This is a genomic window from Asaia sp. A2, from assembly GCF_057319415.1.
In genome coordinates this window covers 64,881-86,199 of sequence record NZ_JBXWTO010000013.1, presented here as the reverse complement: position 1 = coordinate 86,199, position 21,319 = coordinate 64,881, and the positions used below count along the sequence as shown (strand labels likewise).

Here is a 21,319-nt window from a genome sequence, read left to right as displayed (position 1 = left end):
TTGGCCAGATCCAAACCAATCGTGGTAATCGTCATCTCGGATGGCTCCACTATCAGAGGTACGCAAAGATGGCGTCCTCACCTTTGGCACTATAGATGCCGTGATCGGGAGCCATCCACCCCATCTATAATGGTGGGCCGGGGTCTGCGACGGTCTGGCTGCATATGGGGGCGCTTGGTCCCAAGCGTGTTGTGACATCGGATGATGTCCATACCCCCGCTGCGCCTTACAAGCTCGTGGATAACGACGATTCCCTTCTGGACTCGACGGATCTCGTCTTTATCGATGCACCGGGCACGGGTTTCGGCCGCGTGATCGGCAAGGATCGTGACAAGGCCTTTTACGGCACTGACCCCGATGCTGCTGCGTTCACCGATTTCATCGCGCAGTTTCTGGCGCGTCACGGGCGCTACAACTCACCCAAATACCTGTTTGGCGAAAGCTATGGCACGACGCGTTCCGCCATCATCGCCAATGCCCTGGCCAATGAGAAAGGGATCGACCTCAATGGTGTGATCCTGCTTTCCCAGATCCTGAATTACGGCAATTCCATCGATCGTGCGCAGGGTAATCCGAGCAATGACCAGCCTTATGTGTTGGGCCTGCCGAGCTTTGCCGCGACAGCCTGGTATCATCACAAGCTGCCCGACCAGCCTGCCGATCTGAAGGCGTTTCTGGCCGAGGTCGAACGTTTTGCGCTGACCGACTACACCTCCGCCCTGCAGGATGGCACCGGCATCAGCGATGAGAAGCTCAAGGCCACGGCAGAAAAGCTGCATCGCTATACGGGCCTGCCGGTCGATTATCTGATCAAGGCCGATCTGCGCGTGAATGGCGGCGAGTTTGCCAAGACGCTGCTGGGTGATGAGGGGCAGGATACGGGGCGCCTCGACAGCCGCTTTTCAGGCCCGAGCCTCGACCCGCTGGCCCAGCGCCCGGCCTATGATCCGCAATCGGCGGCCATGGAATCGGCCTATGTGGCGGCGTTCAACGATTATGCGCGCAAGACGCTGCATTACGGGGCCGATCCGTCCTTTGGCGATGGGTATATGGAATATCGTGTGAGCGCCCATAGCATCGGCAAGTGGAGCTTCACCCACAAGCAGCCCGATCAGCGCGGTCCGGCCCGTGGCGAGCCCAATGTGCTGCCGGATCTGGCGATGGCGATGAAAACCAACCCCTCGCTACAGGTCATGCTCAACCAGGGTTATTACGATCTCGGCACGCCCTATTTTGAGGGTGTGTATGAAATGCGCCATCTGCCGATCCCCCGCGCGCTCGCGAAAAATATCGAGATCAAGCAATATGCGTCAGGTCATATGGTCTACGCCCATCTGCCCGCGTTGAAGGAAATGCACGATAACGTTTCGCAGTTTATTGCAAGGACGCATCCAAAATCGTCGTAATAATTTAAAACAGGCGCAGCTGTGGGGTTTTCAAATGGCGGAGGGATGCTCTAGAAAATTCGCCACTTTGGGCGGTGTCAGACCGCCCGCCCCCTGTTCCCTGCGAAAGAGTGCCAATGAACGCGCCTGTCTCTCTGCCGATGCCGACCATTGATGAGCCCCTGTCCGGCCTCTTGCCTGTCGAGGGTCATCCCGGCCAGTACCACCTTGCCCCACCGAGCAAGGAATACGGGCATCTTCAGGCCTGTGAAGTGCTGAGCGTTCATCACTGGACCGACCGTCTGTTTACATTCACCTGCACGCGCGACCCCGGTCTGCGTTTCGAGAACGGTCAGTTCACGATGATCGGCATCGAGGTCGAGGGCAAGCCGCTGCTGCGCGCCTACTCCATCGCTTCGGCCAATTACGAGGAAGAGCTGGAATTCCTGTCCATTGCGGTGGAAGACGGCCCGCTGACCTCGCGTTTGCGCCATGTGAAGGTGGGTGACACTGTGCTCGTCGGTCGCAAGCCGGTGGGCACCTTGCTGCTCGATAATCTGCGTCCGGGCCGGAACCTCTATTTCCTCTCGACGGGTACGGGTCTTGCCCCGTTCATGAGCCTGATCGAAGACCCGGAATGCTACGAGCGTTACGAGAATGTCGTGCTGAGCCATACCGTCCGTGTCTCGGGCGAACTGGCCTACATGAACCATATCCGCCATGACCTGCCGAACCACGAATTCCTTGGCGAGTATGTGTCCAAGCAGCTGAAATACTATCCGGCCGTTACCCGTGAAGACTTCGCTGTGACCGATCGCATCACCACGCTGATCGAAAACGGCAAGATCTTTGAGGATCTGGGCCTGCCCAAGCTCGATCCCGAGCATGACCGCGTGATGATCTGCGGCTCGCCAGAAATGCTGGCCGATACGGAAAAGCTGCTGCTTTCCATGGGCTTTGACGAAGGCAATATGAGTAATCAGGGCTCCTATGTCGTCGAGAAGGCCTTTGCGGAACGCTAAGCCCTCCCGCCCCGTTCTGAAGGGGCGCAGAACAGAATACTGAACATACCATGCGCGGCCGGGAGATTTTCCGGCCGCGTTTGATTTTGGGGAGAGGCTTGATGCCGGATTTCGATGTTTTCGTGATTGGTGCGGGCTCGGGCGGGGTACGCTTTGCTCGTATCGCCGCCCAGAGCGGTGCGAGGGTGGCGATTGCCGAGAGCCGCCACTGGGGCGGGACCTGTGTGAATCTGGGCTGCGTGCCCAAGAAACTCATGGTCTATGCATCAGAAGGGGCCGAATCTGCTGAGGATGCGCGTGCTTATGGCTGGGACGTGCAGTTGGGTGCCCATGACTGGTCACGGTTCATCGCGGCCAAGGACAAGGAAATCGAAAGGCTCGATGGCATCTACAAGTCGATGCTGGGCAAGGCCGGGGTCGAGCTGTTTATCGGGCGTGCCAGACTGATCGATGCCAACACGATCGAGATCGGGCCGGGCCCTTTGGACGAGCAGGTCGAGCCGCGACGGGTGACGGCAAAGCGCATCGTGATCGCCACAGGTGGCCGCCCCACACGCCCGCCGATCGAGGGTGCCGAACACGCCATCATTTCCGATGAGGCCTTTCACCTCAAGGCCCGCCCGGAGCGGATCTGCATCATCGGGGGCGGATATATCGGTATCGAGTTCGCCGGTATCTTCGCGGGGCTTGGCTCGAAAGTCGATCTGGTTTTCAGGCAGGATCTGCCACTGCGCGGCTTCGACCGCGAATTGCGCGAGAAGCTGCATGAGGCGTTGCCTCATCATGGCATCGCTGTTCATGCAGGCCAGAGCCCTGAACAGATCGAGAAGCTGGGAGACGGGCAGTATCGGACCGGCCTTGGCAATGGCGAGACGATCGAGACCGATTGCGTGTTCTTCGCCACCGGACGCAAGCCCAATATCGACGGGCTGGGTCTGGACGGTGTCGGGGTGGCGGTCAAGGATGGCGCTATTGCCGTGGACGACCAATCCGCCACGAATGTGGAAAACATCTACGCCATTGGCGATGTTACGGACCGGATCAATCTGACTCCTGTTGCCATCGCCGAGGGGCATATTCTGGCAGAGGCGCTTTATACCGGCCACGCCAGAAGCTGGTCATTCGAGACCACCCCCAAGGCGGTCTTCTTCTCGGAGCCGCTCGCAAGTGTCGGACTGACCGAGGAGGAGGCAGCGGAAAAGGCGGATATCGAGGTGTTCACAGCGTCTTTCCGTCCGCTCCGTCAGACGCTGATCGGCCGCGAGCGCAAGGCCTTCATGAAGCTGGTTGTCGAGCGTGAGAGCCAGAAGGTGGTTGGCGCGCATATGATGGGCGACGCCTCTGCGGAAATGATGCAGGGCATTGCGATCGCCATCACAGCCGGGCTGAAGAAGATCGATTTCGATCGCACGATCGGTATCCACCCCACTACGGCGGAGGAATTCGTGACCATGCGCAGCCCGACGCGTCAGGTTGCCCGCAAGGGATGACGCGTCGGGCCCTCTCCGGGGAAACCGGAGAGGGGAGTGATGTCAGATGCCGGTGCTGTTCAGAAAGGCCAGAAGGTCGCGGTTGAGCGCATCGGCATCAGTGGCAAACAGGCCATGAGGGGCGCTGTCATATTCGACATAGCGCGCATGGGGGAGTGCTTCGCTCACGCGTTTGCCCGTCAGTTCGTAGGGCACTGTCTTGTCGCCAGTGCCATGAACGACCAGCGTCGGCACCGTAAAGGCTGCGAGATCAGGGCGGAAATCGGTTCGGCTGAATGAATCGATGCAGTCGAGCGTGGCATTGGGGCTCGCCATGATCCCGAGCGTGAAGCTCCAGTCGATAAGCGCCTGACTGACCGGCTTGCGGATCATGCTGACCCCGTAGAAGCCCTTGAGGAACTCTGCCAGAAAATGGAAACGGTCCCGTCGGATCTGGACCTTGAAATCGGCAAAGACATCGACCGGTACGCCATCCGGGTTGCTCTGATCCTGCAGCAGGTAGGGCACGACCGAGGAAATGAGCGCAACGCCAGCCAGGCGCGAAGAGCCATAGCTGCTCAGATAGCGCGCCACTTCGCCACCACCCATTGAGAACCCGACGAGGGTGAGATCGCGCAGATCGAGATGATCGATCAGTTCGGCGAGGTCACCGGTGAGCGTATCGTAATCATAGCCGCCAAAAGGGTGGCTGGACTGGCCAAAGCCTCGACGGTCATAGGTGATAACCCTGTATCCGGCTTCCAGCAGGGCAAGGGTCTGATATTCCCACATATCGCCCGTCAGAGGCCAGCCATGCACCAGCAATACGGGCCGACCCCTGCCCATATCCTTGAAGTGAAGGCTGTTGCCGTCGCGTAGTTTCAATGAAGGCATGGTCCCTGTCCTCTGCATTGGGCCTGTCGGCGCGGCACCCGCAACGGGGCCATGTCCAGGCGATTGGCATGGAGGAAAGAACAGGGCGTCCGGTCTGAAGTTCCGCAGCCGCCAGCAAGCGTCACGCGACGGTGAGGCCTTGGTATGGGGAGAGTATTCGGGCGAAGCGTTCGGCCCCGCCTTGACCGCAGAAGGTTCGGGCAGTCTTCCGCGGGGATGTCATCCGGCTGCCTGAGTTATTGCAGCCGGGTGGAGGCGTATCAGCGCGGCGCGACCCAGCCATTGCCGGTGGCATCGCCAAGCTGGCCGCTCTGGACTGGGCTGGAATTGGAATAGGCCGAGCCGAACTTGCTCAGATCGGCACCGGTAACGGCGTCACGCTGCACGTTATCGGCGTGGTCGGGGTCCGGGCCGTGCTTGAATTCGGTGCTTGGCGTTTCCTGATAGCCGGGGGGCAGGGAGTGGCGCCCCTTGGCGGTCAGGTGTTCGCCCTTGCCGTGATATTCCACACCGGTGTCGTTGCTGTTGTTCTGCGGCGCATGGGCCTCATTGGGGGCGTTTTGTCCGGTAAACTGCGCAAAGGCGGTTCCGGCAGGCAGAACAAACAGAGTGGCGGCCAGAAAGGCGCCGCGACGGAGCTTTGCCATGAAAGCTTTCCCTTGCAGTTTCGTCCCGCTGCGGTCGCCGCACAGGAGTGGTGGTTGCCATTTCGGAATTCGGCCCGATCTCTGGCGCAGATACTGTTTTCAAGTAGTTCGTGAGACCAGAGGCGGCAAGAGCCTATTATGATGGACGATCTCTTCTCAGCAGCCAGACAGCCTGCGCTTCTGGCACCCGGCGCCCTGTTTCTGCCGGGCGCTGCGCAGGCCATGCAGGCCGGGCTGATGCAACAGCTGTACGAAATCACGGCGCAAGCGCCCTTGCGCCGCCTTGAGACGCCGGGTGGTCGGCTTTTTTCGGTCGAGATGACAAATTGTGGCGCACTGGGTTGGCATTCCGACAAGGCTGGATATCGTTACGAGTCCCGAGACCCCCTGACTGGTGTGGCTTGGCCGGGGATACCGGATAACTGGTTCGAACTGGCCCGGATCATGGCGGAGCAGGCAGGCTATCCGGGCTTCGTGCCCCAGACCTGTCTGATCAACTGTTATGCGCCCGGTGCCCGCATGGGGCTTCATCAGGACCGCGACGAGACGGCGCTGGATAGCCCGATCGTTTCGGTCTCGCTTGGTGTGGCCGCACAATTTCTCTTCGGTGGGCTGGAGCGCACGGCACCGACACGCAGGCTCTCCCTTCTGAGCGGGGATGTGGTGGTATGGGGTGGCCCGTCGCGTCTGGCCTATCATGGGATTGCCCCGCTGAAGCCGGGCCACCATCAAGTGACGGGAGATCGGCGCTGGAATCTGACGTTTCGCCGGGTGCAAGAACGCTAGCCCCTAGCCGGATCGGTCATTCCGTTTCATAGTGAGAGCCCTTTTTTTCGGCTCAAGGAAAATACTCTCATGCACCCGAACCGCGAATCCGCTGTGCACGCCGGCTGGACGCCGTCGAGCTGGCGGTCGCACCCCATTCGTCAGGCTCCGCATTATCTGGATGCAGCCGCGCTCGACTCTGTCGAAGCCCGTCTGCGGCGATATCCGCCCCTGGTGTTTGCGGGCGAGACGCGGCGCCTGAAGAGCCAGCTTGCCAAGGCAGCGCGTGGCGAGGCCTTTGTGCTTCAGGGCGGGGCATGTGCCGAGAGCTTCAACGAGTTCACCGCTGATATCGTGCGCGATACGTTCCGGGTGCTGCTGCAAATGGCGGTGGTGCTGACCTTCGGAGCCAAGGTGCCGGTGATCAAGATCGGGCGTATGGCCGGGCAATATGCCAAGCCGCGTTCCTCCGACACCGAGACGCAGAACGGCGTGACCTTGCCCTGCTACCGCGGTGACATCATCAATGGCCCGGAATTCACCGAGGCGGCGCGTATCCCTGATCCGGCGCGTATGGAAACGGGATATTTCCAGTCTGTCGGCGTGATGAACCTGCTGCGTGCCTTTGCATCGGGTGGCTATGCCAACCTGCATCAGGTGCATCGCTGGAATCTCGGCTTCGTCAAGCGCTCGCCACTGGCCGAACGTTATCAGGACCTGGCCCAGCGCATTGATGAGACCCTGTCCTTCATGGGGGCATGCGGCTTCAACCAGAGCGCGCCGCAGATCAACGAGACCGAGTTCTACACCTCGCATGAGGCGCTCTTGCTGCCTTATGAGCAGGCCCTGACGCGCATCGATAGCCTGAGCGAGAACTGGTACGATTGCTCGGCCCATTTCCTGTGGATTGGCGATCGGACACGCCAGCCCGACGGGGCGCATGTGGAGTTCCTGCGCGGCGTGGGCAATCCGATTGGCATCAAGGTCGGCCCTACCACCACGCTGGAAGATCTCGAAAAGCTGCTGGATATCCTCAACCCGAAGGATGAGGCCGGTCGCATCACGCTCATTTCCCGCATGGGCGCCAGCAAGGTGGGTGATTTCCTGCCGCCGCTGCTCGACAAGGTGCGTGGCTCCGGCCGCACGGTGACATGGCTGTGCGACCCGATGCATGGCAATACCATTGCCACGGCAGACAAGATCAAGACCCGCTCATTCGACTCGATTCTTGGCGAGGTGAAGGGCTTCTTCTCGGTATTCCAGCAGGCTGGGCTGCGTCCTGGCGGCATCCATATCGAGATGACCGGGCAGGATGTCACCGAGTGCGTGGGCGGTGCCCATTGTCTGACGGAAGCTGACCTTGCCGGGCGTTACGAGACGTTCTGTGATCCGCGCCTCAATGCCGAGCAGTCGCTCGAAATGGCGTTCCTGCTGGCCGAGGAACTGACGGGTCACTTCCGCGATCACGGGGCGTTGCGGGAATGACGCCCCCCAAAGCCGATGAGGGACGTGCTGCACTCGATGCGGCGCTAAGCCCGAAACTCGCTCTGACACCCGGCGAGATTGCCGGGCGGACAGACGCCTATTTCAACCGGACGCAGAAGATCGTCTCGCATTTTGGCGAGTGTCAGGTCACCTACGCGCTGTTCATTCGCCGGCCCGTCATTGCGGCGCATGGGCTGATGGTCGCGTGGCTCGAGAATGTCGCGCGTGAGCAGGGTTTTTTGGTCGAAATCGAGACGATCTACGCTGAGGGAAGCTGGGTTGGCGCAGGCGAGCCGCTGCTCTACCTGACCGGGCCTTTTACCCGCATGGCCCCCCTCGAAACCCTTTTGCTGCAAAAGCTCGGCTCAGCCTGCGTCGCGGCCCATAATGCCTATCAGATGGCGCTGGCCCTGCCGGATGCAGCGTTCATGGCCATGGAAGCCCGTCATTGTGCCGGATTTGAGATGCAGGAAATGATGGGCTATGCCGCCTCGATCGGCTCACGCGCTGCCCGGCGCGAGGGCGCGAAGGGCTTTGTCGGTTGCGCCAATGATGTCACGGCGGCGTTTTTCGGCCAGGATCATGGGCTGGGCACCATGCCTCATGCCCTGATCGGTTATGCGGGCTCGACCCTGCGTGCCGCGGAGATGTATCGCGAAGTCTACCCTGACGACCCTCTCGTGGTGCTGGTCGATTACTTCGGGCAGGAAATCACCGATGCGCTCGCAGTGTGCCGTCGCTTCCCCGAACTGGCGGCGCAGGGGCGAATCAGCGTGCGTCTCGATACGCATGGCGGGCGCTTCATTGAAGGGCTCGACCCCCAATCGTCCTACGCCGTGCTGGAGCGTCATACGCCCGGTACGATACGGCGCTACCGCTCCGATAACGAACTGAAGGATCTGGTCGGCACAGGCGTGTCGGCCGCTGCCATCTGGTGGATGCGCGAGCAGCTCAACGCCGCTGGTTTCCCCGAGGTGCGGATCATCGTTTCGTCGGGCTTTGGCCTGCAGAAATGCATGACCATGCGTGATTCCCATGCCCCGCTCGATGTGGTCGGGACAGGCTCGTTCATTCCGGTCAAATGGAACGAAACCTACGCCACGGCCGATATCGTGGCTTATGACGGTGAGAAGCGGGTGAAAGTCGGACGCGAATTCCTCCTGCAGAAAATCCGGTCCAGAGAGAAGGAGAGCGAAGCATGAGCAGCTCTGAAGCAGAACCCGATCGCGGCTGGTTTGTCCGTATTCTCGATAATTCGGGCGGTGCGGAAGAAGGCATCGTGGAGGAGGTGAAAGACTTTCAGGACCTCGCTCACGCCAATGCCTACGCACGTGCCTATGTGCGCGACAGCGTCGAGCGCTGCCGCGTTGGCGGGGCCGCAGGGCGTGAGGTGCTCGAAGCGTGGTTCTCGTTCGGTGAAGACGCCATTGTCGTCGAGGCCGGAGATGATGGCTGGAAGTCTGCATCGGAACTTGAGGATTTCGCTGCCAACCCCGCTACGCCGATGGAGCGTGACTGGCGCACCCTCGATCCGCGCCGTCTTGTGGAGGATGATGAGGAGATCGAGCTCTGATGCCGATAAACCGGCGTGAGATTCTGGCTGGCCTGTCGGCTGGCGCGGCTGGTCCTTTGCTTGCAGCGTTTTCACGCGCCGCAGTGGCACGGGAGACGAGTTCAGCGGTCATCCCTCAGCCGCCATCGCCCCGGACCAGCCTGCCTGCGCTGAGCCGTCAGCTTCAGGCCGTGCCGCGCCGACGTCAGTTCACCACGCTGCCACGGCTGCTGGATCATCCCGACCTGTGGGACGACGTCGCTTTCGAAGCCCTTAGGGCCTATCGCAGCGAAGAGCGCATGGTCGGGACCGGGACGTCGCTTTCAGGAAACTGGCCCGTCGAGGCGCAGAACCTGCTCAACAGCGAGATTTTCTCATTCGGTCATCCCGAGGCCCTGCTTGTCATGGCGTTGTGGAGTGAGGCGCAGCTGGCTCTTTACGATGACGAGGCCTGGTCGCGTTATGGTCTGTCACGTCTGACGTCTTCGGGCCAGTCGGTACTGCCGCTCAGGCAGGCCGCTACAGGGTATTCGCGCCATCATCAGGATGAGCAGGGCATTTACGGGGCGGCTGGACGCAGTATTCCGGCCTTGCAGGCCCGTGGCGTTGTGTTCCTTGCCTGCCATAATGCTGTTTGGGCCCATGCCGGGCGTCTGCTCGCTTTGGGTGCCGTGGCCGGTAATCCGAGACAGGAACAGCTTGCGGCAACGCTGACGAACCATCTCGATCCGCGTGCCATCGTGACCCCGAGCGCACTTGGTGCACTCGCCGAATTGCAGCGGGCGGGGTTCTCCCGGGTTTTCTGAACGCACCGCTTTTCGGACTCACGCATATTTCTGATGGCGATACCGTGCGCGGGCTATGGAAAATTGCCCGCGCCCTTGGCATAGAAGCAGCATGAAACTGCGCTTCGCCCCCAGCCCGACCGGCTATCTCCATGTTGGCAATGCTCGCCTTGCCATCGCCAATGCCCTGTATGCCCGCAAGCATGGCGCACAATTCCTGCTGCGCATCGACGATACGGATCTGGAGCGCTCCAAGGCGGAATACGAGCAGGGGATCAAGACGGATCTCGAATGGCTCGGTCTCGACTGGGACGAGATGGCCCATCAGTCGGAGCGGCTCGACCGCTATGCCAAGGCGATCGAGGCCCTCAAGGCTTCGGGGCGACTCTATCCCTGTTTCGAGAGTGAGCAGGAACTGGCCGCCAAGCGCGAATTGCGCCTCAAGGCGCGCAAGCCCCCCATTTACGACCGCGCGATGCTGCGCATGACGCCTGAGCAGCGCGAGCGTGCCGAAGCCAACGGCAAGACGCCCTATTGGCGCTTTCGCCTTTCAGACGGTCACAAGAGCTGGCGCGATCTGGTGATGGGTGATCTGTCGGTCAAGCTGACAGCCATTTCCGACCCTGTTCTCGTACGGGCCGATGGAACGGTGCTCTATACGCTGGCCTCGGTCGTGGACGACATGGAGCTGGATGTTACCCATATCATCCGTGGTGAGGACCATATTACCAACACCGGTGTTCAGCTCGATATCATCGAGGCACTGGGTGGCAAGGGGGCGCGTTTCACCTTCGCCCATCTGCCCCTGTTGCTGGATGAAGGTGGTGGCAAGCTGTCCAAGCGCTTCGATGCGTTGTCGCTGCGTGCGCTGCGTCATGATGGCATGGAGCCGCAATCGGTAGTGTCCTACCTGTCCAGAATCGGCAGTTCGGACGACCCGGTGCCCATGACGCTGGAAGAATCCATCGCGAGTTTCGATCTGTCGCACATTTCGCGTTCGGCAGCGCGTTTCGACATGCAGCATCTTCTGGGGCTCAACCGCCGCCTGCTGCATACCCTGTCCTTCGAGGATGTTCGCACCCGCCTGCCTGAAGGGGCGAGCGAGGCTTTCTGGAATGCCATACGTGGCAATGTCGATCTGACCGGCGAAATCGGTTTCTGGTGGGAAGTGGTGCAGGGCGACATCGCGCCTCCCTCCCTGCGTGACGAGGCCGGATTCCTGGAGCAGGCGCAGCAGACCCTGCCTGACGCCCCGTGGGATGGCGAGACGTGGAAGCAATGGATCGCGACGCTGAAGGACGTTTCTGGTCGCAAGGGCAAGGCTCTCTTCCATCCGCTGCGTCTTGCCCTGACGGGTGAGGAGGCCGGGCCCGAGCTGCATGCCCTTCTGCCGCTGATGGGCCGTGAACTGGTTCTGCGTCGCCTGCAGGAAGCGGCCATAGGCTAGCGTCACCAGTACGTGCCTGTACAAGTGCCATGAAACACGACCGATCCCGCTGGCGGCAGTTTTTCAGGGTGCAGTCCGGTCTGCCCTTGCAGGGCGCTGCCGACGGAACGAGGCGGGGCCGTGACGAGATCGGCACGGAGCGCCAGCGGGCCTCGGTCATACGGGTTGGCATTGGCAGTAATTTCTGGACCGATCTTTACCATCATGCTCTGACCACCTCATGGCCCCGTTTTCTGGGGTGGTCCACGATTGCCTATGTTGTGATCAATCTGGCCTTTGCGCTGCTCTATCGGCTATGCAATGCCCAGATCAACAATGCGGCCGATCTTGATCTGCTGTCGCTTTTTTTCTTCAGCGTGCAGACGCTTTCCACCGTCGGTTATGGTGTCATGGCACCAAGCGGCCATATGGCCAACGCGCTTGTGTCAATCGAGGCGCTACTGGGCATGATGATCAATGCGCTCTCGACCGGTGTGGTCTTTGCGCGTTTCTCGCGCCCGCGCACGCAGATCCTGTTCAGCCATATCGGGGTGATCAGTCAGCGGGCAACGCCGTCCGTGCTATGTATCCGGCTGGCAAATTCCCGCAAAAGTGCCGTGCTGGCCATGGAGGCTGAGCTTTCCCTGTCGCAATTCGTGATTGGGGAAGGGGGCTATCCGACCCGCATCTTCACCCCGTTGTCCCTTCTGCAATCGCAGGTGCCGGAATTGCGCTTTACCGAGACGCTCGTGCATCCCATCGACAGCGCGAGTCCGCTCGCTGTTCTGAGCGTTGAGCAGCTTGACGCAACCTACGCCGAAATTCTGGTTACCGTACGCGGTACGGACGAGGCGACAGGGCAGGCCGTTCTTATCCAGCACGGTTATGATCATGCCAAAATGATCAAGGGCATGCGATTTGTAGACATGGTTCTCCAGGACGAACTGGGCAATTACCGCGTCGATTACAAACGCCTGCATGATATAGAGAAGGAAGCCGAGAGCGTCGGCTGAGAGTATTATTCAATGCCTCGCGCCGCACCCGAAAACCCTGTGCTCTGTTGTGGGGGGCGGTCTGCTGTTCGTGCCGGTAATCCATGTTCCTGAGATACATCATCTCTGATCGTGTCTGGGCGGCAAAGGCTCGGAAGCCTGCAGGACATGCTTGTCTCGCGTAAGCGCGGGAGCACGGATCTTGCTGCGTACAGCATCTATTTCGCAAATAAAAACATAAATAGCGAGTTAAGATCGAAAAATCGTCAGATATAATCGTATCACGAAATATATGACAAATAAATGATAAAAATGTTTCTCAACAAAGTCATGGAAATATTTAATTCACAGACTATACTTGTTTCGACACAAAACTATTTCTTTTTCGATCTAAGTGAAACGCATCCGAAACGCGCTGGATGGGCGACGTCACCGGATGTGAGATCGACTGCGAAAAGGCCGGATGATGCGACCAGACGCCTCCGGCATAGAGGAGATTTTTGTGTTGAAAGGTCAAAGACTGTGCCTGGTGTTCACTTTCCTTTGCAGCACTGGCGCAGCCTACGCTGCTCCGCAGCCGGATCAGACGCAGGCATCTGTCCTGGGGGTCGGCGGTGTCCCGGCTGGAGCTTCAGGCAGGGTATCGAGGCACAGCACACAAGGCGTTTCGCGCAATGAGAAAAATATTTCCCAGTCCGGCGATGCAGGGCGTAGTAACGCAGGCCGTCAGAAAGCAAAGGCTCCCGTGTCTCATCACCCGGCCCGTCATGCCACGCCGGAGAGCATCAGCGTTAAAGGCCAGGGACATGGCCCAAATTATCAAAAGGAACCGGAGTCGGTATCTGTCATCAGCGCAAAGCAGCTTGCCAACCGGCACGTTGTATCTCTGGTCGATCTTGGCGATGGCTCGGTGCCCTCTTTGCGCATTGCCCAGTTTTCAGGTCGCAACTCGGCACTGGTTGTCAATATTCGCGGCGTTGGCGTGCTGGGTGACAGCAACCAGCCCGCGCGTGATCAGGGCGTAGGCGTTTATATTGATGGTGTGTATGTGGCCCGCCCCCAGGCGCTCGGCACGGCCTTGTTCGACGTCGAGAGTATGGAAGTCCTCAAGGGGCCGCAGGGCACGCTGTTTGGTCGTAACACCGAAGCCGGTGCCCTCAATATCGTGACACGCAGGCCGACGGGCAAGTTCGGCATGCGGTTGCTGGGTGGTTTCGGCAATTACAACAGTAACAAGGGCGAGCTGCATCTGGACCTGCCAGCTTTTCATGATCTGGCGATCAAGATAGACGCCGTGACGGCCCATCGAGCGCCGCTGGTCAAAAACCCGCACCCTGATACCGGCGGGTTCAACCAGTACGACAAGCACGGTGTGCATGTAGAGGCGATGTATCATCCGGTTGATAATTTCACTGCTGATTACGCTTATGACAACTCCTATGACAGTACCACCACGCTGTGGCTCCAGATGTTGAAGGGGGGCACGAACAAGCTGGCGCAGCTTGCAACCTTACAGACTTCGCGTGCAAAGGCTGCAACGGTGGGCGTCCCGGAAAAACCAAGTATCGGCAAGAACAGCGGGCATCGTATGACGCTGGACTACAAGGCGATTCCAAAATATCTGAGTTTCAGATCAATCACAGCATATCGTAAACTGAGCCAGAGCCAGTATGATAATGGCATGGTGACGAGCAGCATGTCGAATACGACAGGCAACTTCACGGGTATGAGTTTTGCGCGTAACTCGCTTGCCGGGTTCTGGCAGGATCAGATCAGTCAGGAAATCCAGGCTTTCGGCCATACGAAGCGCCTGAAATATCAGGGCGGGTTCCTCTATTATCGCGAGCACGCATCGGATAATGCCCAGGCCTTCTACACCAACAGGTTTACCGACGCTGCAGGGAGCGCCTATTCGCTGTTGTCCGGGCCCGCCTATGACGATTGGGGGTTGCAGCCTATCGATCGTGCCAGCCGGGTTACGTCGACAAGCTGGGGCGTTTACGGCAATGCCGTCTATACGCCGCCCGTGCTGCATGACGCCCTGCATCTGACAGCAGGACTGCGTTGGTCGCATGACGGGAAGAAAGGGACGCTCAGCACGGTCAACAACAAGCCACCGGTCAATACGGCAGGAATTTCCGGGCCGATCGATTTCGATGCGGGCTGGTCGCGGGTCGATCCGCTGCTCGAAATCAGTGGAGACCTGACGAGACACGCCATTTTGTATGGAAAGTGGAGCACGGGCTACAAGCCCGGCGGTGCCAACTCGCGTGCGCAGGATTACGAGGCTTTCGGTCCCGAATCCGTATCGATGTTTGAGGTTGGAACCAAAACCGAGTTCCTTGACCAGCGTGTACGTTTCAACGTCGCTGGATATTGGGGTGACTACAAGGACATCCAGGTTGACTTCAGCAAACCCTATCAGATCGGCAATCAGCTGACCACGCGCACAACCACCTCAACGATCAACGCGCCCGGTCACGGCGATCTGAGTGGTGTCGAGGCCGATCTGAGCATTACCCCCCTGCGTTATCTGACTGTAGGATTCTCCTACGCCTATAACTATGTGCACATCCCGCCTACCGCCAATCCCTATCCCAACTCCGTGGGTGTGGTCAGCTCGATGCTTGTGCCGATCTACCAGAGCTACACCCCGGCGCATTCTGGCAGTTTCCAGGTGGACTACACCCGCCCCTTCCAGGGCTTCACGCTCCTTGCGCATCTCGATGGGAATATTGATAGCGGGTATTATGCCAGCACCACGGATCCTGTTTACGCAGGCGTGGGAAATCCGAAGAACGTCTATCAACCCAAGGGTGATAGCGGGTTGATCGTGAACGGGCGCATTGGCGTGGGCAATGTGCGTCTTGGCAATACGGGGTCCAAGGCGACGTTCTCGCTCTGGGCACGAAATCTTTTTGCCGAGCAGCATGTCTATTTCAAGATGCTCGGTGTGACGACGGGTCTTCAGGGTTATTTCAATGAGGCGCGCCAGTTCGGTGGTCAGGTGGAGCTTGCTTTCTGAGGGCCGATCCGCCCGGTATCAGGATGTATATTCGACGCACCTCATTTGCGCGCAGAAGATGGGGTGTGGACGAATTTGAAAGGCTCGCTGGCTTATCAGCAAGGCTGTCTGCGCAGGTGTGGCAAGCACCGGCTCGCGTTAGTGGCTGACTGGCATTGCGCGGACCAGACTCGCTTGTACAGGCGCGTTACGATCGTGTCTGTTTCAGCCTTCGCGAAAGCGCTCTTGGCCGCTTTCCCATTCAGGCTTGGCCAGCTTAGCCTGAATAGGTGCCAGATCTTCAGCTGCCTCACAAGGCGCTGCGGGTCATGCTCAGGTGCTGTATCGAACTGCCCGTCGTGTGAGCGTTTTGCCGCATCGTATACCGATCGCGCCAGGATCCCTGCGCCGTCCTTGCATGGGGCAGCACGGGAAGGGGGGCGGATCGGTGGACAGTCGAGGGCAGTAGGACGGCATCGGTCAATACGGCCAGCTACGGGCGAGGGAGATGACGATCTGCTGTGATGACCATGGTGCCGGTCCCTGTCGCCTCCATCCTTTTCTTTGTCGGACGATGGCAGGGATTGGTCAGGGTACGTCTTCAGACATGGCCTCGGCCTGTTCCTTGAGGCGATGGAAGCTCCGGCGACTGAAGGGCAGCATCAGCAGATAGATGATGCCAGCCGCTGCGAGCGCAAGCCAGGGATCGGCCAGAAGGATTGCCGCATAAAGCAATGTGCCGAGCATGAGCGGCAGTACGAAGGGTGACGGGATCTTGAAGTTCTTGAACGACCAGACCGGCAGTGTCGAAACCAGCAGAGCTGCTGTCAGGATCAGGAAACCGGCTGCCAGCAGGGGAGAGCGGGCGAGGGTCTCTAGAAGCGGCCAATGCATCCTGTCGGCTTCGAGCCCGAGAAAGATCGGAAACAGCACGACACCCGCGCCGGCAGGTGCGGGTACCCCCGTGAAGAAGCTGTAGGAATATTCCGGCTTCTCCTCGTCGTCGAGACTGGCATTGAAGCGCGCGAGACGCAGCGCCATGCACACAGTGAACAAAATGCAGGGCACAAACGCGTAGCGCCCGCCATTGGCCTGCAATGTCCAGAGATAGAGCAGGAAAGGCGGTGCCACGCCAAAGCATACAAAATCGGATAACGAGTCGAACTCTGCCCCGAAGCGCGATGTGCCATGCAGCAGACGGGCGATACGTCCGTCGAGCCCATCGATACAGGCCGCAATCACGAGTGCCGCGGCAGCATAGGCGAATTGCTGCTCCAGCCCATAGCGCATTCCGCTCAGCCCAGCGCACAGACCCAGCATGGTCAGCAGGTTCGGGATGAGCCTGTTGAAAGAGGGACCACGCACGCGCACTCGGCGCGGCCGGATACGCCTTAACCGACGCTTTCTGCGCCGGGGAGGCGTGCTAGCCAGCCCATCTGCGGAGGCGGTCTCCTGCGCGGCGTTGGCCTGGGCGTGATCTGTCGTTTCAGCAGGGCCGGGGAGCGTGTCTGACACGGGGCTTACAGGCTCAGAGATGGGCGATGACGGTTTCGCCACCGACCATGGTTTGTCCGGTGCTGACAAGCGGCGTCACACCCGGCGGCAGATAAAGGTCGGTGCGCGAGCCAAAGCGGATCAGGCCGAAACGATCGCCCGGTTCCACAGCGCTGCCCTCGTCCACATAGCAGACGATACGGCGCGCAATCAGCCCGGCGATCTGCACGATGGCCATGTGACGACCGTCCTCAAGCGTCAGACGAACCTCGTTGCGTTCATTGAGGTCAGAGGCCTTGTCGAGGCTGGCATTGAGGAACTGCCCGGCGTGATAGGCGATTTTTGTGACCGTACCGGCTGCGGGCATACGATTGATATGCACGTTCAGCACCGAGAGGAAGGTTGCCACGCGCCACACAGGCTCACTGCCCATGCTCAGCGCTGCGGGTGGCGTCGCGAGCTCGACCGATACGACGCGGCCATCAGCCGGGGCCAGGGCCAGATCGGTGCGCGCTGGCGGAAAACGCTTGGGGTCGCGGAAGAAGTAAAGGCAGAATCCGAACCCGCCCAAAGCCACATTGCCAATCAGGCGCGTGGCGCGCCAGGGCGTTGCGCGGCCGAGCAGGGTCAACCCTCCCGTCAGTGCGAGAAAGGGGAAGGCGGCGCGGTGAGGCGGTGCCAGAACGGATTTGATCGATTGAATCAGGGACATGGGCGCAGTCTTACGACACCTTGCTTTCGGGTCAAGCTCTGCCTGTTTTCAGCCCTGGCTGTCCGGTTTTCCACTCAGGCTGTCACAGCTGCTGGCAGAGCTCGCCAGTGTGGTGACGCGCCTGCCAAAAGCGAGCTTGGCGCGTTCAGCCTCAACCGGCATGCCGGAATAGAGATCCTTGCACGCGTTCACCAGATGTACGCCCCCCAGCCTGCGGCCCAGCAACCCCGTCGCCCGATCGGCCATCAGAGCCGCCTGTTCACCCAGCTTCAGCAGTGCCAGAGGTGCGCTGAGCGCTGTGGCCGTACTTTCAGCATGAAACAGGGCGCGTTGCAGAGCGCGGTCAAGCTGGCTGGCCGAAAACGGGCTGCCATGACCGAAAGGCGACGTGTCATCCTTTGCGGCGAGACCTGTCCGGTTCGGGACAACAATAATCAGTCGGCCATGATCGGCAAGGACCTTCCAGACCATGCGCAGCAGGGGATGGGGGTCGGCCAGTTCGAGCCCGTGCACCATCAAGACAAGATCAATACTCAGATCATCGAAGGGCAGGGCATCCGGCGCGACAAGACATGAGGGCGCCTCGAGACCGTCATGATTTTCCAGGGGCGCGCGTCGGGTCAGCGGCGTGTCGAGCTGGGCTGACGCTACCCAGCGTGCCCGCCCAAGCCCACGCCATTGAGACAGAAGGGGCTGCGCATAGCCAAGACCCAGAACGCGTAATCCGGTCGGGTCGGGCAGCAGGGCCGCCAGTTGTGCCATAAGCAGTGCAGTGACCTGATCGCCGCGCCGGCTGGCATAGAAACCGGCAGCATCGGGAGGGACGAACTGGGGTGGGCGCTTGGGCATGGGGATACGCTAGACCGAACCTCCCTATTGGGCCAGAGGGGCTGGTGATGCGTTCTCGACCGGCAAGGCGTAATATCTCTCTCAGCTGACGCCGGAACACACTGCAGGAACAGGAAAGCTGCACCATGAGCCTACAGATCAAAGCCGTACCTTTCGCACGCGATAATTATGCCTGGCTTCTGACTGACCCGCAGACAGGAATCGTTGCCGTCATCGACCCCGGCGAGTCCGATCCGGTCGCGCAAGTGATTGGTGACGGTCGTCTCGACCTCATCCTTCTCACCCATCATCACGCCGACCATATTGGCGGCGCCGAGGCCTTGCGCCTGAGATACGGTGCCCGTATCGCCGGTGCGGAAGCAGATCAGGCCCGTTTGCCACCGCTTGACCTGCTGCTGCATGACGAAGACCGTATTGCCGTGGGCCATGATCTGGGGGAGGTCATCGCGACCCCCGGTCACGCGCGCGGGCATATCTCCTTCTATTTCCGCTCTGTTCCCGCGCTGTTCTGCGGTGACACATTGTTCAGCCTCGGGTGCGGCCGCCTTCTGGAGGGGACGGCGGAAGAGATGTTCTCCAGCCTTCACCGCTTCGACCCTTTGCCGAATGACACGCTCGTGTATTGCGGTCATGAATACACGCAGAGCAATGCTGCCTTCGCGCTGAGTGTCGACCCGACAAACGAGGCGCTGCGGCGGCGTGCTGCTGAAGTCGAGGCGCTTCGTGCCGAGGGACGCCCCAGCCTGCCGGTAAGTCTCGGGCTTGAGCGTGAGACCAATCCCTTCCTGCGTGCGCCTGACAGTATCGAACTGGGCAGGCTGCGCCAGGCGAAGGACCGCTTCTGAGATCGATGGCTCCCTTATGGAGAGGTCGCGTCAGACAACAGACCGCCGGTACACTGGTGAAAGGCAGATCAGGTGACGACTTTCAATCTGAACGATTACGATTTTGACGCCATCATCTTCGATTGCGATGGGACAATCGCGGACACGCTCCCTGTCCACTTCCTGACCTTCAAGGAAGCGCTGGCGGAGCAGGGTCAGGTTCTCACGTCAGAGTGGTACTACGCCCGCACCGGGCTTTCGAGCAGCAAGCTGTTCGACGCTTATGAGAAAGCGTTCGATGTGACACTTGACCGGGCGGCTCTGCTTGCCCGTTGCCGTGTGCTCTACGAAGCCCATCTTGATGTGTTGCGTGAGCACAGTTTCACAGCCGAGATCGCCCGCAGCCATTTCGGCCACGTTCCGATGGCCGTGGCCTCGGCCGGGCTCAAATCGATCGTGACCGCGACATTGCGTACGCTCGACCTGCTGGAACTGTTCGATTGCGTGGTGACGGTGGAGGATGTCACTCATCCCAAACCGGCGCCCGATCTTTACCTGCTGGCCGCCAGCAAGCTTGGTGTTGCCCCCTCACGCTGTCTCGTCTTCGAGGATACGGAGGAGGGGCTTGAGGCCGCTCATAATGCGGGGATGCAGGCCGTCGACGTGCGGCCTTACCTTACCACTGATGAAAAATGATGATCCTGAGCAGGGTTGCGACAATAGCCAGTGTCACGACCCCGCCTGCCCAGAGTCCGACAAACCAGCCGAGACGGGCAAGGAAGGAGGAGGAAGGGGCGGGAGAAGCAGGCATTGTCATAACTCCTCTGGCGAAGTGGCAGGCCGACCAGAAATAGCCTGACCAGTGTTTTATTCAGTCAGGCCCAGGCGATGAAGTGCCCGGGGGGTCATAGGCCCCTCATGAGATCCATCCCCATTAAGAACTGGGTCGATCGCATGAGGGCTATACCGGGTCAGGCCAAGCCCGGGGTCAGTGGTAATGGTGATCGGCGGTCACGGTGCCGCGGAACACCCAGTAGGAATAGATCGTGTAGGCCAGGATGATTGGCAGCAGGATTGACGCACCGACCAGCAGGAAAAGCTGGCTTTCCGGCGGCGAGGAAGCCGACCAGATCGTGACCGTGGGCGGTACGATATAGGGCCAGACATTGATGCCCAGACCCGAGAAGCACAGAAAGAACCAGCCCAGCGCGCAGAGGAACGGCGTGAGGCGCGTTGCCTGCTTGCGCAGTGACATGAAGAACAGCGCAGCGAGCACGATCACGGCAACTGGCACGGGCGCAACCCAGACGATTTCAGGGAAATCGGTCCAGCGATGCATGTAGTTGGCGTGCAGATAGGGCGTCCAGACCGACACGATGGCAATCAGCACCAGCATGCCGAGGCCCAGCGGCGCGGAGAGGCGCTGCATGACAGCCTTCAGATCGGTTTCCGTGCGCCAGACCAGCCAGGTCGCCCCAAGCAGGGTGTAGCCAACCGCCACGGCAAAGCCGCAGAAGAGCGGGAAGGGGGCAACCCAGTCCCACGCACTGCCGACGAAGGTGTTGTTCTCGACCTTCACCCCCATGATGAGCTCACCCAGGATGATGCCCTGCATGACAGAGGCAACAAGTGAGCCGAAGCAGAAGGAGCGATCCCAGAATCCCATGCCGAAAATGCCGCTTGCCTTTACACGGAATTCAAACGCCACGCCACGCAGGATGAGCGCGAGCAGCATGAACAGGATCGGCAGGTAAAGCGCGGGGAGGATCGTGCCATAGGCGACGGGGAACACGCCATAAAGCGTGGCGCCTCCGAAGATCATCCAGGTTTCGTTACCGTCCCAGACCGGGGCGATGGTGTTGACCATGACATCACGATGCTCCTTGCGATGTTCACCGAGGAACAGGATGCCGATGCCCAGATCAAACCCGTCGAGACAGACATAAATGAAGATGGCCAGAGCCGCGAGGGTTGCCCAGATGATGGGCAACCAGTAGGCGAGGGTATTCATGGT

General features: G+C 60.0%; 18 protein-coding genes and 2 pseudogenes. 13 read left to right on the top strand and 7 right to left on the bottom strand.

Going from position 1 to position 21,319, the window contains the following annotated elements; translation table 11 throughout:
• Positions 1–122: 122 nt before the first annotated feature.
• The 3 genes and pseudogenes from ACWNRM_RS11815 to gorA all read left to right on the top strand — a co-directional run.
• Positions 123–1,406 (top strand): annotated as a pseudogene (locus tag ACWNRM_RS11815) (S10 family peptidase); the annotation flags it as partial.
• A 116-nt stretch (positions 1,407–1,522) separates the two neighbouring features.
• Positions 1,523–2,407, top strand: a complete 885-nt coding sequence (locus tag ACWNRM_RS11810) for a ferredoxin--NADP reductase (protein WP_485172214.1) — start codon at positions 1,523–1,525, stop codon at positions 2,405–2,407.
• Positions 2,408–2,508: 101 nt separating this feature from the next.
• Positions 2,509–3,897, top strand: a complete 1,389-nt coding sequence (gorA, locus tag ACWNRM_RS11805) for a glutathione-disulfide reductase (RefSeq protein ID WP_485170951.1) — start codon at positions 2,509–2,511, stop codon at positions 3,895–3,897.
• Positions 3,898–3,939: 42 nt separating this feature from the next.
• On the opposite strand, the gene ACWNRM_RS11800 is transcribed toward gorA, so the two are convergent.
• Positions 3,940–4,770: an alpha/beta fold hydrolase gene (locus ACWNRM_RS11800; RefSeq protein WP_485170950.1), complete on the bottom strand. Its 831-nt coding sequence runs from the start codon at positions 4,768–4,770 to the stop codon at positions 3,940–3,942.
• A gap of 260 nt (positions 4,771–5,030) precedes the next feature.
• A complete protein-coding gene (locus tag ACWNRM_RS11795) occupies positions 5,031–5,417 on the bottom strand; it encodes a hypothetical protein (protein ID WP_023978146.1) in 387 nt (128 codons plus the stop codon).
• Positions 5,418–5,558: 141 nt separating this feature from the next.
• Between ACWNRM_RS11795 and alkB the strand changes: the two genes are divergently transcribed.
• The 8 genes from alkB to ACWNRM_RS11755 all read left to right on the top strand — a co-directional run bounded on the left by alkB (position 5,559) and on the right by ACWNRM_RS11755 (position 15,447).
• Entirely contained in the window at positions 5,559–6,203 is a 645-nt protein-coding gene (alkB, locus tag ACWNRM_RS11790; RefSeq protein ID WP_485170959.1) for a DNA oxidative demethylase AlkB, read from the top strand.
• Positions 6,204–6,272: 69 nt separating this feature from the next.
• Positions 6,273–7,667 (top strand): class II 3-deoxy-7-phosphoheptulonate synthase, encoded by a 1,395-nt coding sequence (locus ACWNRM_RS11785; protein WP_122039058.1) that lies wholly within the window; start codon positions 6,273–6,275, stop codon positions 7,665–7,667.
• Positions 7,664–8,869, top strand: a complete 1,206-nt coding sequence (locus ACWNRM_RS11780) for a beta/alpha barrel domain-containing protein (protein WP_485170949.1) — start codon at positions 7,664–7,666, stop codon at positions 8,867–8,869. The genes ACWNRM_RS11785 and ACWNRM_RS11780 overlap by 4 nt, the downstream gene beginning before the upstream one ends.
• Positions 8,866–9,240 (top strand): hypothetical protein, encoded by a 375-nt coding sequence (locus ACWNRM_RS11775; protein ID WP_122039057.1) that lies wholly within the window; start codon positions 8,866–8,868, stop codon positions 9,238–9,240. The genes ACWNRM_RS11780 and ACWNRM_RS11775 overlap by 4 nt, the downstream gene beginning before the upstream one ends.
• On the top strand, positions 9,240–10,025 hold the full coding sequence (locus ACWNRM_RS11770; RefSeq protein ID WP_485170948.1) for a thiosulfate dehydrogenase: 786 nt from the start codon (positions 9,240–9,242) through the stop codon (positions 10,023–10,025). The genes ACWNRM_RS11775 and ACWNRM_RS11770 overlap by 1 nt, the downstream gene beginning before the upstream one ends.
• A 91-nt stretch (positions 10,026–10,116) precedes the next feature.
• Positions 10,117–11,451 carry a glutamate--tRNA ligase gene (gene gltX, locus ACWNRM_RS11765; protein ID WP_485170947.1) on the top strand — a complete coding sequence of 445 codons (1,335 nt, stop codon included), beginning with the start codon at positions 10,117–10,119 and terminating at the stop codon, positions 11,449–11,451.
• Positions 11,452–11,480: 29 nt separating this feature from the next.
• Positions 11,481–12,443 (top strand): ion channel, encoded by a 963-nt coding sequence (locus ACWNRM_RS11760; protein ID WP_485170946.1) that lies wholly within the window; start codon positions 11,481–11,483, stop codon positions 12,441–12,443.
• 724 nt (positions 12,444–13,167) lie between these two features.
• Positions 13,168–15,447 (top strand): TonB-dependent receptor, encoded by a 2,280-nt coding sequence (locus tag ACWNRM_RS11755; RefSeq protein WP_485170945.1) that lies wholly within the window; start codon positions 13,168–13,170, stop codon positions 15,445–15,447.
• 567 nt (positions 15,448–16,014) lie between these two features.
• Here the strand turns inward: ACWNRM_RS11755 and ACWNRM_RS11750 are convergent.
• The 3 genes and pseudogenes from ACWNRM_RS11750 to ACWNRM_RS11740 all read right to left on the bottom strand — a co-directional run bounded on the left by ACWNRM_RS11750 (position 16,015) and on the right by ACWNRM_RS11740 (position 18,481).
• Positions 16,015–16,791, bottom strand: a complete 777-nt coding sequence (locus ACWNRM_RS11750) for a CDP-alcohol phosphatidyltransferase family protein (RefSeq protein ID WP_485170944.1) — start codon at positions 16,789–16,791, stop codon at positions 16,015–16,017.
• Between the two features lie 163 nt (positions 16,792–16,954).
• A pseudogene (locus ACWNRM_RS11745) lies at positions 16,955–17,635 on the bottom strand (phosphatidylserine decarboxylase); the annotation flags it as partial.
• A gap of 45 nt (positions 17,636–17,680) precedes the next feature.
• Entirely contained in the window at positions 17,681–18,481 is an 801-nt protein-coding gene (locus ACWNRM_RS11740) for a methyltransferase domain-containing protein (protein WP_485170943.1), read from the bottom strand.
• Between the two features lie 125 nt (positions 18,482–18,606).
• On the opposite strand from ACWNRM_RS11740, the gene gloB reads away from it, so the two are divergent.
• Together gloB and ACWNRM_RS11730 are read left to right on the top strand one after the other, a co-directional pair.
• Positions 18,607–19,326 carry a hydroxyacylglutathione hydrolase gene (gloB, locus tag ACWNRM_RS11735; RefSeq protein ID WP_485170942.1) on the top strand — a complete coding sequence of 240 codons (720 nt, stop codon included), beginning with the start codon at positions 18,607–18,609 and terminating at the stop codon, positions 19,324–19,326.
• 72 nt (positions 19,327–19,398) lie between these two features.
• On the top strand, positions 19,399–20,001 hold the full coding sequence (locus tag ACWNRM_RS11730) for an HAD family hydrolase (RefSeq protein WP_485170941.1): 603 nt from the start codon (positions 19,399–19,401) through the stop codon (positions 19,999–20,001).
• Here ACWNRM_RS11730 and ACWNRM_RS11725 read toward each other — a convergent pair.
• Positions 19,982–20,116, bottom strand: coding sequence for a DUF2474 family protein (locus tag ACWNRM_RS11725; protein WP_122039115.1), 135 nt, complete (start codon positions 20,114–20,116; stop codon positions 19,982–19,984). The two genes, ACWNRM_RS11730 and ACWNRM_RS11725, sit on opposite strands and share 20 nt — an antisense overlap.
• A 177-nt stretch (positions 20,117–20,293) precedes the next feature.
• On the bottom strand, positions 20,294–21,316 hold the full coding sequence (gene cydB / locus ACWNRM_RS11720; RefSeq protein WP_062164214.1) for a cytochrome d ubiquinol oxidase subunit II: 1,023 nt from the start codon (positions 21,314–21,316) through the stop codon (positions 20,294–20,296).
• Between the last annotated feature and the right edge of the window lie 3 nt (positions 21,317–21,319).

Excerpts from the sequence above, each read along its gene's own strand:
- ACWNRM_RS11800 (WP_485170950.1), bottom strand. The coding sequence starts at position 4,770 with ATGCCTTCATTGAAACTACGCGACGGCAACAGCCTTCACTTCAAGGAT.
- ACWNRM_RS11780 (WP_485170949.1), top strand. The coding sequence starts at position 7,664 with ATGACGCCCCCCAAAGCCGATGAGGGACGTGCTGCACTCGATGCGGCG.
- ACWNRM_RS11770 (WP_485170948.1), top strand. The coding sequence starts at position 9,240 with ATGCCGATAAACCGGCGTGAGATTCTGGCTGGCCTGTCGGCTGGCGCG.
- ACWNRM_RS11760 (WP_485170946.1), top strand. The coding sequence starts at position 11,481 with ATGAAACACGACCGATCCCGCTGGCGGCAGTTTTTCAGGGTGCAGTCC.
- alkB (WP_485170959.1), top strand. The coding sequence starts at position 5,559 with ATGGACGATCTCTTCTCAGCAGCCAGACAGCCTGCGCTTCTGGCACCC.
- ACWNRM_RS11795 (WP_023978146.1), bottom strand. The coding sequence starts at position 5,417 with ATGGCAAAGCTCCGTCGCGGCGCCTTTCTGGCCGCCACTCTGTTTGTT.
- ACWNRM_RS11785 (WP_122039058.1), top strand. The coding sequence starts at position 6,273 with ATGCACCCGAACCGCGAATCCGCTGTGCACGCCGGCTGGACGCCGTCG.
- ACWNRM_RS11725 (WP_122039115.1), bottom strand. The coding sequence starts at position 20,116 with ATGCCTGCTTCTCCCGCCCCTTCCTCCTCCTTCCTTGCCCGTCTCGGC.
- cydB (WP_062164214.1), bottom strand. The coding sequence starts at position 21,316 with ATGAATACCCTCGCCTACTGGTTGCCCATCATCTGGGCAACCCTCGCG.
- gloB (WP_485170942.1), top strand. The coding sequence starts at position 18,607 with ATGAGCCTACAGATCAAAGCCGTACCTTTCGCACGCGATAATTATGCC.
- ACWNRM_RS11810 (WP_485172214.1), top strand. The coding sequence starts at position 1,523 with ATGAACGCGCCTGTCTCTCTGCCGATGCCGACCATTGATGAGCCCCTG.
- gltX (WP_485170947.1), top strand. The coding sequence starts at position 10,117 with ATGAAACTGCGCTTCGCCCCCAGCCCGACCGGCTATCTCCATGTTGGC.
- gorA (WP_485170951.1), top strand. The coding sequence starts at position 2,509 with ATGCCGGATTTCGATGTTTTCGTGATTGGTGCGGGCTCGGGCGGGGTA.
- ACWNRM_RS11740 (WP_485170943.1), bottom strand. The coding sequence starts at position 18,481 with ATGCCCAAGCGCCCACCCCAGTTCGTCCCTCCCGATGCTGCCGGTTTC.
- ACWNRM_RS11775 (WP_122039057.1), top strand. The coding sequence starts at position 8,866 with ATGAGCAGCTCTGAAGCAGAACCCGATCGCGGCTGGTTTGTCCGTATT.